The following is a 14,888-nucleotide window of genomic DNA, read 5'->3' on the forward strand; positions in this document are numbered from 1 at the left end:
TTTAGATATGGGTGTCGAATCCTACTAAACCAAAGAAAGGTAACTCTCATGCTACATACTAACAACCCTATCATCAAACATAAAGCCGGTTTGCTCAATTTAGCTGAGGAACTGAGCAATGTGTCCCGAGCGTGCAAAGTCATGGGCGTTTCACGCGACACTTTTTATCGCTATCAAGAGCTGGCGAACGAAGGTGGTGTTGAAGCGCTGATTGATAAAAGTCGGCGTTCTCCGAACCTCAAGAATCGTGTTGACCCCACCATTGAAGACGCCGTTAAAACCTATGCGATTGACTACCCAGCGCACGGGCAGCACAGGACGAGCAACGAGTTAAGAAAGCTTGGCATCTTCGTTTCTGGTAGTGGTGTACGATCCATATGGCTGCGTCACGATCTGGAAAATTTCAAGAAGCGACTCAAGGCGCTGGAAGCGAAAGTGGCAAGTGAAGGCATCCTCTTAAACGATGCACAAGTTGCAGCATTGGAAAAGAAGAAGGAAGACGATGAAGCCTGTGGTGAAATCGAAACGGCGCATCCGGGCTATCTTGGCTCGCAAGATACTTTCTATGTGGGTAACCTTAAAGGCGTGGGCCGTATCTACCAACAGACCTATGTTGATACCTATAGTAAAGTCGCTCATTGCAAGCTCTACACCACAAAAACCCCGATCACGGCGGCTGATTTAATCAACGATAAAGTGTTGCCGTTCTATGAAGCCAATGAGCTTTCTGTACTGCGTGTCTTGACGGATCGAGGTACGGAATTCTGCGGTAAAGTTGAACAACATGACTACCAACTTTATTTGGCTATCAACGATATTGATCACACCAAAACGAAAGCGATGTCGCCACAAACCAATGGTATTTGCGAACGATTCCATAGAACTATTTTGCAGGAATTCTATCAAGTGACGTTCCGTAAAAAGATCTATACGACGCTCGATGAATTACAAAAAGATCTGGACGCTTGGCTCATTTACTATAACAATGAACGAACTCATCAAGGCAAAATGTGCTGCGGCAGAACGCCAATGGATACTTTGCTTGAAGGGAAATTGATTTGGGTTGAAAAGAATTTGACTCAAATCTAATCTGACAGACACCCTCGAAAAACTGGTAACTGTCAGATCGGGTATGAGCTAATACATCTACCTCATCTTCTTCTTGATTTTTGCTTTTTCATCGTCCATAGTAAAAACGAAGGCGCGCGTTATCGATGTGTGCTTTCGTGTTGACATTTGCTACGCCCTTACCCAATGTAGCGAATGAGTATTTTCCAACCTCGGCCCAATTTGAATTAACTCCTAACGCACAAGTATCACATTCTCAGCGTTTTTATCCTTCGTCCTTTTGCTTCTTTAAAGTAGGCGGTGGCACTTCTTCTTTCACCGCATGATGTAGTTGTTCTTCTCACCAATAGTTGTATTGATTGTTAAAGGAGCTCGCTATGGAAAACATCTCTACCGCAAATACTGGCAAAGCCAGCGCACCTGCCGAACCCATGTTGGAAATGAATATGACACCGATGATTGATGTCATGCTGGTCTTGATCATTATGTTCATCATGACTTTGCCGGTTGCGCAAAATGCGGTCAATCTCAATGTGGCGGGAGCAGATTGCGCCATCGTTTCTTGTGATTTGAAAAAGCCGGTGAAGGTCGATATCGATTTTGATGGCACCGTGTCTTGGAACGGCCAAGTGATCGATCGCAATACCTTGGAATATCGGTTTCAGGAAATCGGTAAACTTGATAAGCAGCCAGATGTGCATCTCTTAGCGAACCGCTTAACTTTGTATAAGAATGTGGCGGCGGTGATGGTGGCGGCACAAAGCCGGGGCGTGAAATCGATGGGTTTGATCGGCAGTGAACAATATCTGTAAGCTCGTCGCTGAATGAGCTTGATAAGCTGGCTTTAGCTCGTTCAGATTGACAGCAAAATGCCGCGTTTGATGCGTTCAAACGCGGCATTGTTTTTGGGTGCCTGAACATTTTGGCGTGGCGTGCTATGATCTTTTGTCGACTATCGTCAACCGCGATGCGCTTCGTTTTACTTTCCATCGCGCTCTATCGAATCCGTTAAATCAGGGGATAACATGCCGCAACTTAAAATTACTTACTTCGATGTGCACGGTGGCCGTGCCGAACCAGCTCGATTAGCTTTGGCAATCGGTGGCGTGAGTTTCGAAGACCACCGTTTCACGTTTCCAGAGTTTGCAGAGGTACGCAAAACGACACCGTTCGGCCAAGTGCCGACCTTGACGGTTGACGACGTTCAAGTCACTCAATGCGATGCGATCATTCGCTATGCAGGTAAGTTAGCAGGTTTGTATCCAACAGACGCTTACCAAGCCTTGTTGTGTGATGAAGTAATGTTCGTCGTTGAAGAAGCGAGCATGCGTATGGGCCCCACTTATCGTATGACAGGCGAAGAGCAAAAAGAAGCGCGTTTGGCTTTGGTTAATGGCTCAATTCCTGTTTATCTGCGTTGGTTAGAGCAACAATTGAGAGCGCATGGTGGTGAGTATTTTGCCGATGGTCGTTTGACTGTGGCCGATCTCAAAGTTTTCATCGACATTCGTACCTTGAATTCTGGTCGTTTAGATCACGTGCCGACGGATTTGGTTGAACAAGTGGCTCCAGCATTGAACGCGCATATGAAACGCGTGGCGGAACATCCCGCGGTGGTGGCTTACTACGCGAAGTTTGCCGCGTAATCGCAATCGGCAAATAAGAAATAAGCAGATAAAAAATAAGTAAAAAAGAGGCAACGCTGCGAAATAAATATTTTCGCGGCACTGCCTCTTTTGCTTTGCTACCTTTGTTACTTGAATGCGATCAAGTACCAAGTCCTGCATCCAAATTACATCGTTGGATAATCAGTGTAGCCTTTTTCACCTGGTGTGTAGAAGGTGCTGGCATCTGGTGCGTTCAATGCTGCGCCCGCTTTCAAGCGCGCTGGCAAATCTGGGTTGGCCAAGAAGCCAGTACCGAAAGCCACCACGTCGAGTAAGCCATCTTTGATCGCTTGTTGTGCTTCATCACCGCTATAACCCATATTGCCGATCAATACGCCTTTGTAGTTGGCACGAGCCACGGTCATCACGTCACCTTTTTGCGCTTGGAAGAAGTCTGCGCGCATTAAATGCAAATAAGCGAGGTTGAAGCTATTGAGGTGTTTGCTTAAATAGTCGATCAAAGCGATAGGGTCGCTATCGATCATGCCGTTATAGCTGTTCAATGGTGACAAGCGCACGCCGACACGATCCGCACCGATCGCGGCGCTGACTGCGGTCAAAATCTCGCTCAAGAAGCGCGCACGATTTTCGAAAGAGCCACCGTATGCATCGCTACGTTTGTTGGAGCCATCACGTAAGAATTGGTCGATCAAATAGCCATTTGCCGCATGCACTTCAACGCCGTCAAAACCAGCCGCAATCGCGTTTTTCGCTGCTTGTGCAAACTCTTGCACGATCACTTGAATTTGTTCGACACTGAGTTCTTGTGGGGCGACATGCGGCACCATGCCGTTTTGCGTGTGTATATCACCATTGATGGCGATCGCGCTCGCAGAGAAAGTTGGCGCACCACCATTTAAGTCTGGATGCGCAGCGCGGCCGGCATGCCAGATTTGCATAAAGATTTTGCCGCCTTTTGCATGCACAGCATTAGTCGTCAATTTCCACGCTTCGATTTGTTCTGCGCTATACACACCAGGCTCTGCTGCAAAGGCAGAGGTGTTTGGCGTAATCATGGTGCATTCGGTGATGATCAAACCAGCGCTGGCACGTTGTGCATAGTACTCAGCCATCAGTGCGTTCGGCAAATGTTCATAGCCAGCGCGAGTGCGTGTTAATGGTGCCATCACCATACGGTTGTCGAGAGTTAAAGCACCTACTTTGATCGGAGAAAATAACATGGTCTTTCCTTTATTGAGACATGGTTCAGGAGACGTGATATCGCGGATTGCGGCACACGTGAACTACAAATAGTGTTAATCGAGTTGCAGGGTTTTCTTGGTCGTGGCCATCGCGCAGTCGAGTGCACTGCGATCGTGACGCATCTTGGTCAGTAAGCTTGCGCCAAGCCACATTTGGTACAGGCTTTCGGCACATTGCTGCGCTTGAATATCAGCGGCGAGCGAACCATCTTGCTTGCCTTCTTCGATGCAAATCGCAATACGAGCGATGATGCGGCGTGTGCCTTCTTGTAGTGCTAGTCGCATCGCTTCAGAAAGATCTGAGACTTCACCTGCGAGCTTGGCCGCTAAACATTGGCATTGCATTTCGCTTTCAGCAAAGCTAGACAGCCAGCCACTCCAATAATTCAGTAAACGTTGTGCTGCGGGAGTGTCGCTAGTTTGAAGAACGCTTTCTATCTGTGCGAGGTAATGTTCGAAGTAATCCGCCAGCAAGGCTTCACCAAACAACTCTTTCGATTTGAAGTAGTGATAGAACGAGCCTTTAGGAACTGCAGCTGCTGTTAACACTTCATTTAGACCAACCGCGGCAAAGCCTTTGCCCAGAATAATGGGTTTGGCTGTGTCCAAAATATGTTGGCGGGTATTGTCGCGGGTGGTATTCATACTTCGCATCATAGAACATATTAGACCAGTCGTCTAGTAAACTTTTTGAGCCTGATCGACTTTGCCAAGTTGCAATGATATGTCTGTATTTTAAGTGAACTTAGCTGATATTTCGCCGCATTTACGCGATTTTATTGATAAATCGGCTTTGGGCCCCTGTATCTGCATGCCGAACGGCCTGCACTAATTGCTCGACTAATTCCTGGTCAGTTTGCCAGAATTGCCCGTCTAGCCCTGCAATGACCCGCATCGCTGCCGTGGACTGCTGTAGTTGTCGAGCGGATGCATGAACTGCGTGTGCGCCGGTCATGAGAATCAGATCCTGTACCTGAGCCGCATTGACGCCAGCACCTGCGATGATTTCCAAGGCAGCGTTTCTTTGTACGTAATTGGCGATCTGAGCGGCACCGGTATTCGCATCGTCGCTAGCGCCCGATGTGAGTAAGCCGTGTACGCCGAGACTCGTCAGCGCGGGCCAGTTGCGGTCAATATCGAGCACGCAATCAAACGCACGATGAAACACCACGCGCATATCACCTGCTGCATCTATCAGCCGAATACAGAAATCACGATCAATATTGCTATCACGATCGAGGGCACCAATCACTACGCCATCGCATGCCAGTTGGCGACACATGCTGACATCACGCAACATGATCTCCAACTCCTCATCACCATAACAAAAATCGCCAACGCGAGGCCGTATCAAAACATGTAAGGGAATATTGAGCTTATCGCGCGTGTAAGCGATCGTGCCAAAAGAAGGCGTTACACCGCCTCCCTCTAAGAATTCGCACAACTCAACGCGGTCTGCGCCACCAGCCTCGGCCGCAATGGCGGAGCGCACAGAATTCGCAGCAATTTCTATGATGGTGCGACGGGGGATCATGCTCAGCTCTTAGCGTAGACAGAGGCAGAATCCAACAAGCGTTCATCTTTATCATGATCGCAGACCGCATACACAAAGCCATGATGCAGAGCATAAGCACCAACTTCGCCATGCTTATTCATTGCCAGCAAACAGACTTGTAAATTCTTACTTGCTTCCTCACGTTTCTTAACGATGCGCTCTAATGCAGCGAGACAGGCCTCGCTAGGTGACTTCCCTTGTCGCATCATCTCGACCACGAGGAAACTCGCGGCATTGCGTATCATTTCTTCGCCGACGCCAGAGGCTGTCGCTGCACCTACTTCGTTGTCGACATATAAGCCAGCACCGATGATAGGGCTGTCGCCCACACGGCCACGTAACTTCCACGCCATGCCACTGGTGGTGCATGCGCCAGCGAGGCGGCCATTGCTATCAATCGCGAGCATACCTAAAGTATCGTGATTCGTTTTGTCGCCCGGCATAGCTTTGGATAAACGTTCGACATTCATTTGGGGCCGATACTTACTTTCCTTCTTCCATTCTTGCCATGCCTCTTTAGCCGTTGGGCTCAATAGATTCTTTTTTCTGAATCCCTGTTCGACCGCAAACTGTTGGGCACCAGCGCCGACTAACATCACGTGCGGCGTCTTTTCCATCACGCGGCGCGCCACGGAAATCGGATGCAAGATATCTTCTAATGCAGCAACCGAGCCGCAACGACCGTCACCATCCATGATGCTAGCGTCTAAGCTCACATGACCATCACGATCTGGGTTGCCACAACGGCCAACGGTGGCATTACACAGGTCACTTTCGGCCCAACGTGCGCCTTGCTCCACTGCGTCCAAGGCACTACCGCCAGCGCGTAAGGTTTTCCACGCGGCTTGATTGGCGCCGACGCCGAAGTCCCAAGTCGATACCACACGTGCTTGTTGCTGTTCTCGACAAAAAGCCTGCGGGACGATGAGCGACGCACCACTCGCGCTAATACCGGTAATCCATTGACGACGTGAAATCATACTGTCTCTGTTTCTATGAAATGGTGGATCGATGCTCTCTGGCAAATTGCGCCGCACCGACTAAGGCCAACTGACCGTGATCAATCACTTGGACAAAGCTTTGGCGCATGACCGCAGTCATCACCCCTTTATTAGTAAAGCGACTTGCAAATCCACTGTGCTGGAGGAAAGGCCAAATTAATGAAGGGATGCCGCCCGCCAAGATGACACGTTGGGCGCTGGAACTAATGCACAAATCCGCTGCGACACTGCCAAGCCATTCGCAAAACACATTGAGCGTAGTGACTGCTAGCGGATCGGTATTTGCCATCGCCGCTTCTGTGATGGCCGCGGGCGACGATAAATGCGGCTCTCTCGCTTCCAATGTGCACAGGGCTTGGTAAATATTGATCAAGCCCGGGCCTGACAAAACGCGTTCGACATTCACATAGGACCACTGCTTTCTCAATTCTTGTACGATCGCCGTTTCAAGTGCGGTCGAGGCAGCTAAGCTAATATGACCTGCTTCACTCGCCAGTACTTGCGACGCTTGCCCACCATGACCGGGTAACCAATACGCCGCTCCCAATCCAGTACCGGGCCCCATCACCAATACTGGGCCTGCGTATTCCGTCGATGGTGTGCCACACAGTAATTGCAGATCGGCCTCTTGCAGGGTCGGCACTGCGTGAGCAAGCGCAACGAAATCATTGAGCAATGTAATCGATTGCTGCGGGAATGTTTGTCGCAATTGCTGAATGCGCACAGGCCAAGGCATATTCGCTTGCGCCGCCACATCGCCATGAATAATCGGCGCAGCGACCGCGAGTACCATATCGAGGGCTTGAGCGCCTGTGTGGCGCGATTGATAGTGCTGTAGTAAAGACTCTAGGGTAGTGAAATCGCGGCAAGCAAATTTTTCTAGATGGGCCAATGAGATGGTGTCTTGTGCTCCGCCCCAAGTCGCCATTGCCAAGCGCGCATGTGTCCCTCCGATGTCGGCGACGACGGTGCTCGTTCCAGTGTTGGTGCTCAGCACTTGCAAACGATTGCTCACAACGGCGCTCCTATCTCGCTAAAATGGGAATGAGTGTAGCGCATTTTAATACCGTCTAAGGCAAAAAAAGGATCGACTTCATACCGACGATGTAGTTTAGCCTCAAGCGCACTAAACAAGCCGATAGTTCAAATGAGAAACATTGCCAAGCAGGCCTTAGCTGTGGCACATTGCCGAATCCTAGTTTCGGCAAGAGTCGACTCTTTCTTGATCGCAAAAATATGTCCGTCATCGATTATTACAACCAGATCGCATCAAGCTATGACGAATCACGTTTCGCCAATAGCTACGGACAATACATTGATCGCTGCGAACGAACTATTTTGAGTGCTTGGTTGGCTGACTGTTCAACCAAGGACGTGATTGACTTCGGATGTGGCACCGGACGTCTCTTAACTTACGCAATGACGGGGCTCGATGGTTCGCAAGAGATGTTATCGGTAGCGACGCAGAAGTATCCCGATCGACGCTTGATTCACGCTGACCTTACGCAAATTCCCGACCAATTGCACGGGTTTTCAGCGGCAACTTGTTTTCACGTGATGATGCATTTGCAGCCGGAACAGATTGAAAGCTTTCTGCAACGCGCAGCCCGAGTGGTGAAACCTGGTGGCATACTGGTCGTCGATTTTATGTCTGAACCAAGGCGACGGCTTTTGCGTAAAAAGAAAACGGGATGGCATGCTAATACCGCGCTCACTCTCGATCATATTTCAAGATTGGCTGCGAGCGATTGGCAGCTTACACAATGGCGTGGCATATTGATGCTGCCGATACACCGATTCCCTGCCTTTATTCGACCATTACTCGCACGTATCGACCGATTCTTGTGCGGTTCTTTCTTGGCACCCTACGCGTCTTATTATGTGGTGCGACTGGAGCGTCGCGCATGAGCTTGAGTACACGTTTGAGAAATTGGGTGCCTTTATCGTGGCGTCAAGAACTTAAACATTGGCAGCGACAATGGCGTGATCATCAAGGTCAACAAGATTTCGGTGATAGTCATTCCACCTTGCGTTGTGCACAGCCTTTACGTATTACACAGCCCATTTTGCACAGTAGTTTTTACGAAAATAAGCTTAAGAATATTGAACGTGCTTGTGTACTCTTATCCTCTACCTCGATCGCGCCGCAACAAACTTGGTCGTTCTGGCATAGATTAGGGCGCCCGACACGTGGCAATGGGTTTTATCCTGGCCGCAATCTCGTCAACGGAGAAATGAGTGCACAAGTGGGTGGCGGTTTGTGCCAAATGAGTTCGATGCTTTACCATTTAGCTTTGTCTTCCGGCCTGCATGTCGATGAGCGCCATCCACATAGCCTCGATATCTACGACGACCATCAACGTTACACGCCGCTCGGAGCGGATGCGACGGTGGTGTGGGGGACTAAAGATCTGCGCTTCTTTAATCCTCATTCGTTTGAGTTAGTGTTTGTTTTGCGTAGAGAAGATGCATGCCTCGTCGGTGAAATTCATTCCGCGCAGCCATTACCAAGCTACGCCTTGGAATTCAAGCGGCAAGCAATCGATGAGAAGACAAATTTGGTAGAAGCCATGGTTAATGGTGTGATGGTCGCTTCAGATGTTTATGTGAAGAAGAAAGTTTGAAAAAATTGAGTATATCTGGTTCAGAACTGCATAAATTTAGAACGACGAGGTAAGTGAAGATGGAAATAGAGAAAATGAATTCAGTTGAGCTTTTGGCTTTTATTTCCAAATGGCGTCGGATCTTTTCTTTTTTTGGTGCAGTATTGGTTTGTGTCCTAATCGACCTAGTTGCATTTCATCCGGTGGGGATGCACCAAGCCCTTCTTTTCTTGATCGGATTCATCTGTGTCATGGTCTGCCTGCTTGCGGGCAGTAAGCTTCAAGACCCCGACCGTGTTGATGCCGCGATTGACGCAGAGGTATTGATGTCAACTGAATCATTTGATGACGATTGAGTTCGTTGTTTACTTCTCATACACCAACGAACGAACAAATCTCGTACAATCACTCATCTCTCTTTACCAACCCGATCGCCTTCGCTAGGGTTTGCTTTATGTCTTCCAGTGTTGTCCCTCACGCCGTCTCCCAGCTACGCACGCTGCGCTTGCAACGTAGCACTCGGCCTTTTCTAGCGCGTGGTGGCCCCCATGGCGAGCGTTGTGCGGGATGCCGTCTCTTGCCCTCCTACTGCATCTGTGAATGGCGTACCATTGTGCCGACCAACGCCGCGGTGTGTTTGTTGATGTCAGACACGGAGCCTTTAAAACCGAGTAATACCGGATGGTTGATTGCGGACGTGGTACCCGACACTTTTGCCTTTGCTTGGGCGCGTACAGAGGTTGATCCTGCTTTGTTGGCCTTGCTGGCTGATCCGCAATGGCAGCCGTACGTGGTTTTTCCTGGCGAGTTTGTTGACCCAGCACGCGTCGTCAACGACTTGGCGCCCGTACAGAGTTATTCAGATCACGTAAAAACAAAGAGACCCTTATTCATTTTGCTCGATGCAACGTGGTCGGAAGCGCGCAAGATTTTCAAGAAGAGCCCTTACCTTTTGAACTTTCCTGTTTTGAGTTTGCAGCCAGAGCAGATTTCCAATTATCGCTTGCGCCGCTCACGTCGTGACGATCACTTCTGCACGGCGGAAGTGGCAGCACTGTGTTTGGAACTCGCAGGAGAAACCCATGCCGCGCAAACCATGGATGCGTATTTAGATTTGTACACGGAGCATTATCTGCGGGCGAAAATGCAGCAGAAATTGAATTGGGATGATGAGATCCACCAAACTTTGCGTAGCTTACGCGAAAAGATTTAATGCAGAGTCTCCCTTCTCTCGTAAGCGGGAGAAGGGTTAGGGACGAGGGTGGTTCAGATCTGGAATCCCATGGATTCCGAGCCGCAAATCACTTTGCCAACGCCGCCTCAATCGCCTCAACGCTGCGCGGCAATTTACCACTCATATTGCGATTGCCTTCGGGCGTGATTAAAACCACATCTTCAATCCGCACGCCTATGCCACGCCATTTGGCGTCGACATCATTGGCATCGCTAGGAATATAAATGCCAGGCTCGACAGTCAAGGCCATGCCAGCTTGCAAAACACGTTGCCCGCCACGTTTGCCCGGCTCCATTTGATACCCACCCGCGTCATGCACATCAAGCCCTATCCAATGGCTAATGCCGTGCATGGTGAAGCGGCTATAGGCGCCGCTCTTGTAGAGCGCCTCTTTATCGCCTTTCAGAATGCCAAGATCGATCAAGCCATCGCTCATGACACGCATCGCCGCATCAAAACCTTCGTGATGTAAACGACCTGCTTTGACCAGATCGATGGCGGTGTTTTGCGCTTTCAACACCAGCTCGTAAATGGCTTTCTGTTCTTTTGAAAATTTGCCGGACACTGGCCAGGTACGAGTGACGTCGGCGGTGTAATAACCGACCTCTGCACCAGCGTCGAGTAACATCACACCATTCTTTTCAATTGCATGGTCATTCGTCACGTAGTGCAGGGTGCAACTATTACCACCCGCACCGGCGATCGTGTCATAGCCAGTGAAACGAGCACCTAAGCGACGTGTCGTACCTTGAAAGGCAGCTGCGACCTCTCCCTCATTGCTGGCAGTTAAAGACGCCTTCATTGCAGCGAGATGACCGGCCGCTGTGACATCGACCGCGTTTTGCAGCATCTCGATTTCAGCGGCTTGTTTAATCAAGCGCATCTCTGCCACTAAGTTACGTCCATCGACCAGAATCTTTTTGTAACTGGCGTGATTGTTATCGCTACCAAAGGGATAAACGAGATCGAGCGCTTTCTTACGGAAGTCTTCGTCGAAGTTGGAGATCAATACCACGCGTTGTGCTTTGCTAATGGCCTCTTTCAGGGTTTTTTCTGCCGCAGGAAATGACTCCGCCTGATCGGCGCCCTGCTTCACCGCACCTTCAACACCCAAGCGAGCACCGTCGTAACGTTCGCGTCGCGCATCACGTGTTCTGACCAACAGAGTGTAGGGTTTGTCACTATCGGCGTTCAAGATCGCGACGGATTCTGCTTCTTCTATGCCTGTCAGGTAGTAAAAGTCGGAATCTTGTCGATACATGTGATGACTATCGCCATTCCGGTTTTGCTCTGGCATCGATTTGATGATCGCAATCGTCCCTGGCCCCATTTTTTTCAATTCCGCCAGTAGGCGTGCTCGGTTGCCTGCAAAAAAGCTGGCTGGTAAGCGAGCGGCATGAAAGCTTTGAGTTGTGGTGACTGCTGGCGCTGCTAGGGCGGCGGTGCAGATAGGCGCGGAAAGTGCCAAAACCAAGGCAGGCAAGCAGACAAGTCGAAATGCTGACATGGGTGTCTCCAAAGATGATTGTTGTTGTAGATGAGAGGTCTGACCACGATTGTGAACCAGAGTTTCAATTGCAGACAAGCTAATTACAAAAGAATGTGGGAATACGGTTTGTTTTAGGCTTTCCGTGATGCCAGAAGCTTTGATACCTACCCCATCTTAATGGCATACTATTCTTTCTATAAATACATGAAATCCGTCTCACTATGATAAAAAAGCTCTTCACGGTCATCATTTTTCTTGGCTACAGCGCCTTTTTCTGCAGCGTACATGCTCAAGGTACTAAAGAGAGTATGTTTGGCAATGCTAAGGCTGAGGCCTTAGTTAAAGAAGGAAATGTATTGTGGTCTTATCAAAAGGCCGATGAGGCATTAGAGAAATACCGACAAGCGAGTGTAGCGGATCCCAAGGCATCCGCGCCTTGGTCTAGTCAGGCAGCGATTTTCTTCACCGCTGCAAAGCTTACTAAACCTGAATTTGTGGAAGAGTACCGTGCACGCTCCAAAGCATTGGCTCAAAAGGCGCTACAACTGAATGCTGAAGATCCAGTGGCACTTGAGGTATTGCGTGGCTTGGTTGCGCCATCGCCACAGGAGCAGCTGACCTCTAATCAAGAGGCAGCGCGCCTGTTTTCTGAAGCCGAGGATTTGTTTCAACGTCACGACTTCAAAGCGGCAGTGGTAAAGTATGAAGCTGCAGCTGCACAAGACCCCAAGTTTGCTCGTGCTGTTTTGTATGCGGGTGACGCTTATTTTCAGCTGCAGAATTTTGATCAAGCGGAAAAGTTATATCGTAAGTCTTTAGATATTGATCCTCGAAACTTTCAAGGCTGGCGTTTTCTCGCCCATGCACAGGATAAGCTCGGTCGTCCGCCGGAAGTGATTAAACTTTCCTTGATAAAGTCGATTGAAATCCAACCGAATTACATGCCTGCTTGGGATTGGTATGCCCAAGTCTCCGCTAATAGTGGTCAAGTTCTCAAGCCGATCAGTGTAAAACGTTACGCCGATTTAAAACCTGTTGAGAAGGATGGCAAGAAGTCGTTTGGTGTTGAAATCGACGCGAGTATTAAGGATGCAACAGAAGAGAATGGAGGTGCCGCTTGGTTCTTGTACGCATTGGCGAAAGTCCCATTGATGGCAACACAGGAAGCAACTGCCGGGGCTAATCTAAATGGCGAAGAAAAAGCGCTGCTCAGTCCATTTCGTCTGGAAAAAGCAGCTTGGACTCAAGTTTTTAGTTCCAAAGAGTTCGTAAAAAAAATCAATCAACCTACTTTGGGTTTGTTACAGCAAGCCGCTCAAAATCAGGAGCTCGATGCGGCCATCTTTATTCTCTTTTTTGAGGAAGCTTATCGTCCAGATTTCGAAGCGTGGAAAAAAGAGAACCCCACAGGCCTGCAAAAATTTATCGAGAAGTATGGTGTACGACCAAGTATTGCTAAGAAATAATTCTGAGGCATGGCTGGGAATTTAGTTACCTAACACCATTAACCACAAGGGGGCCATCAAAGCAAAACCAACGGTCGACATCACAATCGCAGCGCTGGTTTCGGCTTCCAGAGTTTGATAGCGCTGGGCGAAGAGTAAGGTATTGCTGCCGCACGGCAGTGCTGCGCCTAGAGTGACCACGGCCAGTTGTACGCCACTCAAATGTAGGCCAAAGCGGGCGGTCAGAAACACGGCGAGCGGCATTAAACACATTTTGCCGATGCTGATGAGCATTGCGGGTTTGACCGAGCCTTTGATGCCATGATGTGCTAGTGAGAGCCCAATCAGTAACAGGCACAAAGGCACCGTGCCGGAGCCCATCAGTTGTAAAGTTTCGTCGAGCGGTTGCGGTAGAGTTAGCCCCGTTAAATTGAAGGCAAATCCTAACAGTACGGGCAAAATGATGGGATGGATGATGATATTGCGCGCAGTTTGTTGTAAGGTTTTCGCCAAACTTTGTTGACCGTTATTGAGATGCTGGCGCGCGATGTCGAGTTCGACTAAGAGAGTGCCCGTGCCCATCAACAGTAGCGCATGCATACTAATAATCGCAACATGAATCGACAGGCCCATATCACCGTATAAAGAAGCGATGAGCGGCAAGCCAACTTGTACGTTATTGCCAAAACTTAGGCTCAAGGCGCGTACCGCTGGCTTTGCCACCTCTTCTGAACTAATCTCGACGCCTTTTGTTTTCTTTTGCAGGAAGCGCTGCAGGACATAATTCAACAGCAACCAAATCATGACGGGGATGAAGAAAGCGGTCAAGGTTTGCCATGGCATGTGCTGGGCATCAATACGGGCGGTGGCGCGAAACAGTAAGGCAGGCGCCAATAAGTAGAATGCAACAGCCGAAATCACTCGCACTGGCTCGGGACCGCGCAGCATCGAGGTGCGGCCTGCCCACCAGCCAATCGCAACGATCAGAATGAGAACAAATAGCTTGAGGAAGATGGCCAGTGACATAGATTAAGAAAGCAATTGCGGCGGAAGTAAGCCACTATGATGCCATAAGGACCTTGCTTATTGGCACCTTGATCAACATAGTAAATTCACCATTGTTTGATTCCCTCGCCATTCAAACGTAAAATGCCAGCTTTCCAAGTTATTTCATTATCTAAGAATCGAGTACTAGCATGACTGATAACGCTAAACCAGCATTCCCAGATCGCCTTTCGGTCGACCCACGTAGTAAATTTTACGTGGCTGAAATTTTTCAACACGACGTTGGTATTTTGCTCAATGGTAAAGAGCGTCAAGGCGTTGAAGAGTATTGCATCAGCGAAGGTTGGATTACCGTGCCAGCGGGTAAAACGCTTGATCGTAAAGGCATGCCGATGATGATCAAAGTAAAAGGTGTGGTTGAACCTTTCTATCGTTGATCGAATGATGCTCAAAAAAAAGGCGCGACTTTGTTCGCGCCTTTTTTTAACTTTATGACCCGTCCTGAAATAGATTGACAGTTTTCTTTGTGATCGAAAGGAACGTCAATGAAATCAACAGAGCGTAGGAGTCAAAGAGATTACACCTTAGCCTTTAAATTGTCGGTTGTTAGTCAGGTGGA

General features: G+C 49.1%; 16 protein-coding genes. 9 read left to right on the forward strand and 7 right to left on the reverse strand.

From position 1 onward, the window contains the following. The first annotated feature begins 48 nt into the window (after positions 1-48). From H8K36_RS17385 to H8K36_RS17395, 3 genes are all read left to right on the forward strand, one after another. Positions 49-1,089 carry an IS481 family transposase gene (locus tag H8K36_RS17385; RefSeq protein ID WP_186917792.1) on the forward strand — a complete coding sequence of 347 codons (1,041 nt, stop codon included), beginning with the start codon at positions 49-51 and terminating at the stop codon, positions 1,087-1,089. A 356-nt stretch (positions 1,090-1,445) separates the two neighbouring features. Continuing rightward, a complete protein-coding gene (locus H8K36_RS17390; RefSeq protein WP_186917793.1) occupies positions 1,446-1,880 on the forward strand; it encodes an ExbD/TolR family protein in 435 nt (144 codons plus the stop codon). A 213-nt stretch (positions 1,881-2,093) separates the two neighbouring features. Further along, positions 2,094-2,714, forward strand: a complete 621-nt coding sequence (locus tag H8K36_RS17395; RefSeq protein ID WP_186917794.1) for a glutathione S-transferase — start codon at positions 2,094-2,096, stop codon at positions 2,712-2,714. A 146-nt stretch (positions 2,715-2,860) separates the two neighbouring features. Here the strand turns inward: H8K36_RS17395 and H8K36_RS17400 are convergent, their stop codons facing one another. The 5 genes from H8K36_RS17400 to H8K36_RS17420 all read right to left on the reverse strand — a co-directional run bounded on the left by H8K36_RS17400 (position 2,861) and on the right by H8K36_RS17420 (position 7,508). After that, complete coding sequence (locus H8K36_RS17400; protein ID WP_186917795.1) at positions 2,861-3,916, reverse strand: alkene reductase; 1,056 nt, start codon at positions 3,914-3,916, stop codon at positions 2,861-2,863. Between the two features lie 75 nt (positions 3,917-3,991). Continuing rightward, positions 3,992-4,582 carry a TetR/AcrR family transcriptional regulator gene (locus tag H8K36_RS17405; RefSeq protein ID WP_186917796.1) on the reverse strand — a complete coding sequence of 197 codons (591 nt, stop codon included), beginning with the start codon at positions 4,580-4,582 and terminating at the stop codon, positions 3,992-3,994. Between the two features lie 121 nt (positions 4,583-4,703). Beyond that, complete coding sequence (locus H8K36_RS17410) at positions 4,704-5,471, reverse strand: copper homeostasis protein CutC (RefSeq protein ID WP_186917797.1); 768 nt, start codon at positions 5,469-5,471, stop codon at positions 4,704-4,706. Between the two features lie 2 nt (positions 5,472-5,473). Continuing rightward, positions 5,474-6,472, reverse strand: coding sequence for a N(4)-(beta-N-acetylglucosaminyl)-L-asparaginase (locus H8K36_RS17415; protein WP_186917798.1), 999 nt, complete (start codon positions 6,470-6,472; stop codon positions 5,474-5,476). Between the two features lie 13 nt (positions 6,473-6,485). Next, positions 6,486-7,508, reverse strand: coding sequence for a glucokinase (locus tag H8K36_RS17420; RefSeq protein ID WP_186917799.1), 1,023 nt, complete (start codon positions 7,506-7,508; stop codon positions 6,486-6,488). A 221-nt stretch (positions 7,509-7,729) separates the two neighbouring features. Here H8K36_RS17420 and H8K36_RS17425 point away from each other — a divergent pair, with 221 nt between their 5' ends. The 4 genes from H8K36_RS17425 to H8K36_RS17440 all read left to right on the forward strand — a co-directional run bounded on the left by H8K36_RS17425 (position 7,730) and on the right by H8K36_RS17440 (position 10,309). Continuing rightward, positions 7,730-8,401, forward strand: a complete 672-nt coding sequence (locus H8K36_RS17425; RefSeq protein ID WP_186917800.1) for a class I SAM-dependent DNA methyltransferase — start codon at positions 7,730-7,732, stop codon at positions 8,399-8,401. Next, the gene (locus H8K36_RS17430) at positions 8,398-9,117 is read left to right on the forward strand and encodes a VanW family protein (protein WP_186917801.1); all 720 of its coding nucleotides are present in this window, start codon (positions 8,398-8,400) and stop codon (positions 9,115-9,117) included. The genes H8K36_RS17425 and H8K36_RS17430 overlap by 4 nt, the downstream gene beginning before the upstream one ends. 59 nt (positions 9,118-9,176) lie before the next feature. Continuing rightward, on the forward strand, positions 9,177-9,452 hold the full coding sequence (locus H8K36_RS17435; RefSeq protein WP_186920462.1) for a hypothetical protein: 276 nt from the start codon (positions 9,177-9,179) through the stop codon (positions 9,450-9,452). 98 nt (positions 9,453-9,550) lie between these two features. Continuing rightward, positions 9,551-10,309: a tRNA-uridine aminocarboxypropyltransferase gene (locus tag H8K36_RS17440; RefSeq protein WP_186917803.1), complete on the forward strand. Its 759-nt coding sequence runs from the start codon at positions 9,551-9,553 to the stop codon at positions 10,307-10,309. A gap of 88 nt (positions 10,310-10,397) precedes the next feature. On the opposite strand, the gene H8K36_RS17445 is transcribed toward H8K36_RS17440, so the two are convergent. Then, positions 10,398-11,837 carry an aminopeptidase P N-terminal domain-containing protein gene (locus H8K36_RS17445; RefSeq protein WP_186917804.1) on the reverse strand — a complete coding sequence of 480 codons (1,440 nt, stop codon included), beginning with the start codon at positions 11,835-11,837 and terminating at the stop codon, positions 10,398-10,400. A gap of 203 nt (positions 11,838-12,040) precedes the next feature. On the opposite strand from H8K36_RS17445, the gene H8K36_RS17450 reads away from it, so the two are divergent. Next, a complete protein-coding gene (locus H8K36_RS17450; protein WP_186917805.1) occupies positions 12,041-13,285 on the forward strand; it encodes a tetratricopeptide repeat protein in 1,245 nt (414 codons plus the stop codon). Positions 13,286-13,306: 21 nt separating this feature from the next. Here H8K36_RS17450 and H8K36_RS17455 read toward each other — a convergent pair whose 3' ends face one another. Next, the gene (locus tag H8K36_RS17455; RefSeq protein ID WP_186917806.1) at positions 13,307-14,290 is read right to left on the reverse strand and encodes an AEC family transporter; all 984 of its coding nucleotides are present in this window, start codon (positions 14,288-14,290) and stop codon (positions 13,307-13,309) included. 170 nt (positions 14,291-14,460) lie between these two features. Here H8K36_RS17455 and H8K36_RS17460 point away from each other — a divergent pair, with 170 nt between their 5' ends. Further along, positions 14,461-14,706 (forward strand): DUF3297 family protein, encoded by a 246-nt coding sequence (locus tag H8K36_RS17460; RefSeq protein ID WP_186917807.1) that lies wholly within the window; start codon positions 14,461-14,463, stop codon positions 14,704-14,706. Positions 14,707-14,888: the final 182 nt, after the last annotated feature.

Source organism: Affinundibacterium nitidum, from assembly GCF_014284155.1.
Taxonomy (GTDB): domain Bacteria; phylum Pseudomonadota; class Gammaproteobacteria; order Burkholderiales; family Burkholderiaceae_D; genus Undibacterium; species Undibacterium nitidum.

What these genes read in the sequence shown, in the direction of transcription:
- H8K36_RS17435 (WP_186920462.1), top strand. Translation starts at nt 9,177, where the DNA reads ATGGAAATAGAGAAAATGAATTCAGTTGAGCTTTTGGCTTTTATTTCC.
- H8K36_RS17400 (WP_186917795.1), bottom strand. Translation starts at nt 3,916, where the DNA reads ATGTTATTTTCTCCGATCAAAGTAGGTGCTTTAACTCTCGACAACCGT.
- H8K36_RS17445 (WP_186917804.1), bottom strand. Translation starts at nt 11,837, where the DNA reads ATGTCAGCATTTCGACTTGTCTGCTTGCCTGCCTTGGTTTTGGCACTT.
- H8K36_RS17395 (WP_186917794.1), top strand. Translation starts at nt 2,094, where the DNA reads ATGCCGCAACTTAAAATTACTTACTTCGATGTGCACGGTGGCCGTGCC.
- H8K36_RS17440 (WP_186917803.1), top strand. Translation starts at nt 9,551, where the DNA reads ATGTCTTCCAGTGTTGTCCCTCACGCCGTCTCCCAGCTACGCACGCTG.
- H8K36_RS17390 (WP_186917793.1), top strand. Translation starts at nt 1,446, where the DNA reads ATGGAAAACATCTCTACCGCAAATACTGGCAAAGCCAGCGCACCTGCC.
- H8K36_RS17385 (WP_186917792.1), top strand. Translation starts at nt 49, where the DNA reads ATGCTACATACTAACAACCCTATCATCAAACATAAAGCCGGTTTGCTC.
- H8K36_RS17430 (WP_186917801.1), top strand. Translation starts at nt 8,398, where the DNA reads ATGAGCTTGAGTACACGTTTGAGAAATTGGGTGCCTTTATCGTGGCGT.
- H8K36_RS17410 (WP_186917797.1), bottom strand. Translation starts at nt 5,471, where the DNA reads ATGATCCCCCGTCGCACCATCATAGAAATTGCTGCGAATTCTGTGCGC.
- H8K36_RS17455 (WP_186917806.1), bottom strand. Translation starts at nt 14,290, where the DNA reads ATGTCACTGGCCATCTTCCTCAAGCTATTTGTTCTCATTCTGATCGTT.
- H8K36_RS17460 (WP_186917807.1), top strand. Translation starts at nt 14,461, where the DNA reads ATGACTGATAACGCTAAACCAGCATTCCCAGATCGCCTTTCGGTCGAC.
- H8K36_RS17450 (WP_186917805.1), top strand. Translation starts at nt 12,041, where the DNA reads ATGATAAAAAAGCTCTTCACGGTCATCATTTTTCTTGGCTACAGCGCC.
- H8K36_RS17415 (WP_186917798.1), bottom strand. Translation starts at nt 6,472, where the DNA reads ATGATTTCACGTCGTCAATGGATTACCGGTATTAGCGCGAGTGGTGCG.
- H8K36_RS17425 (WP_186917800.1), top strand. Translation starts at nt 7,730, where the DNA reads ATGTCCGTCATCGATTATTACAACCAGATCGCATCAAGCTATGACGAA.
- H8K36_RS17405 (WP_186917796.1), bottom strand. Translation starts at nt 4,582, where the DNA reads ATGAATACCACCCGCGACAATACCCGCCAACATATTTTGGACACAGCC.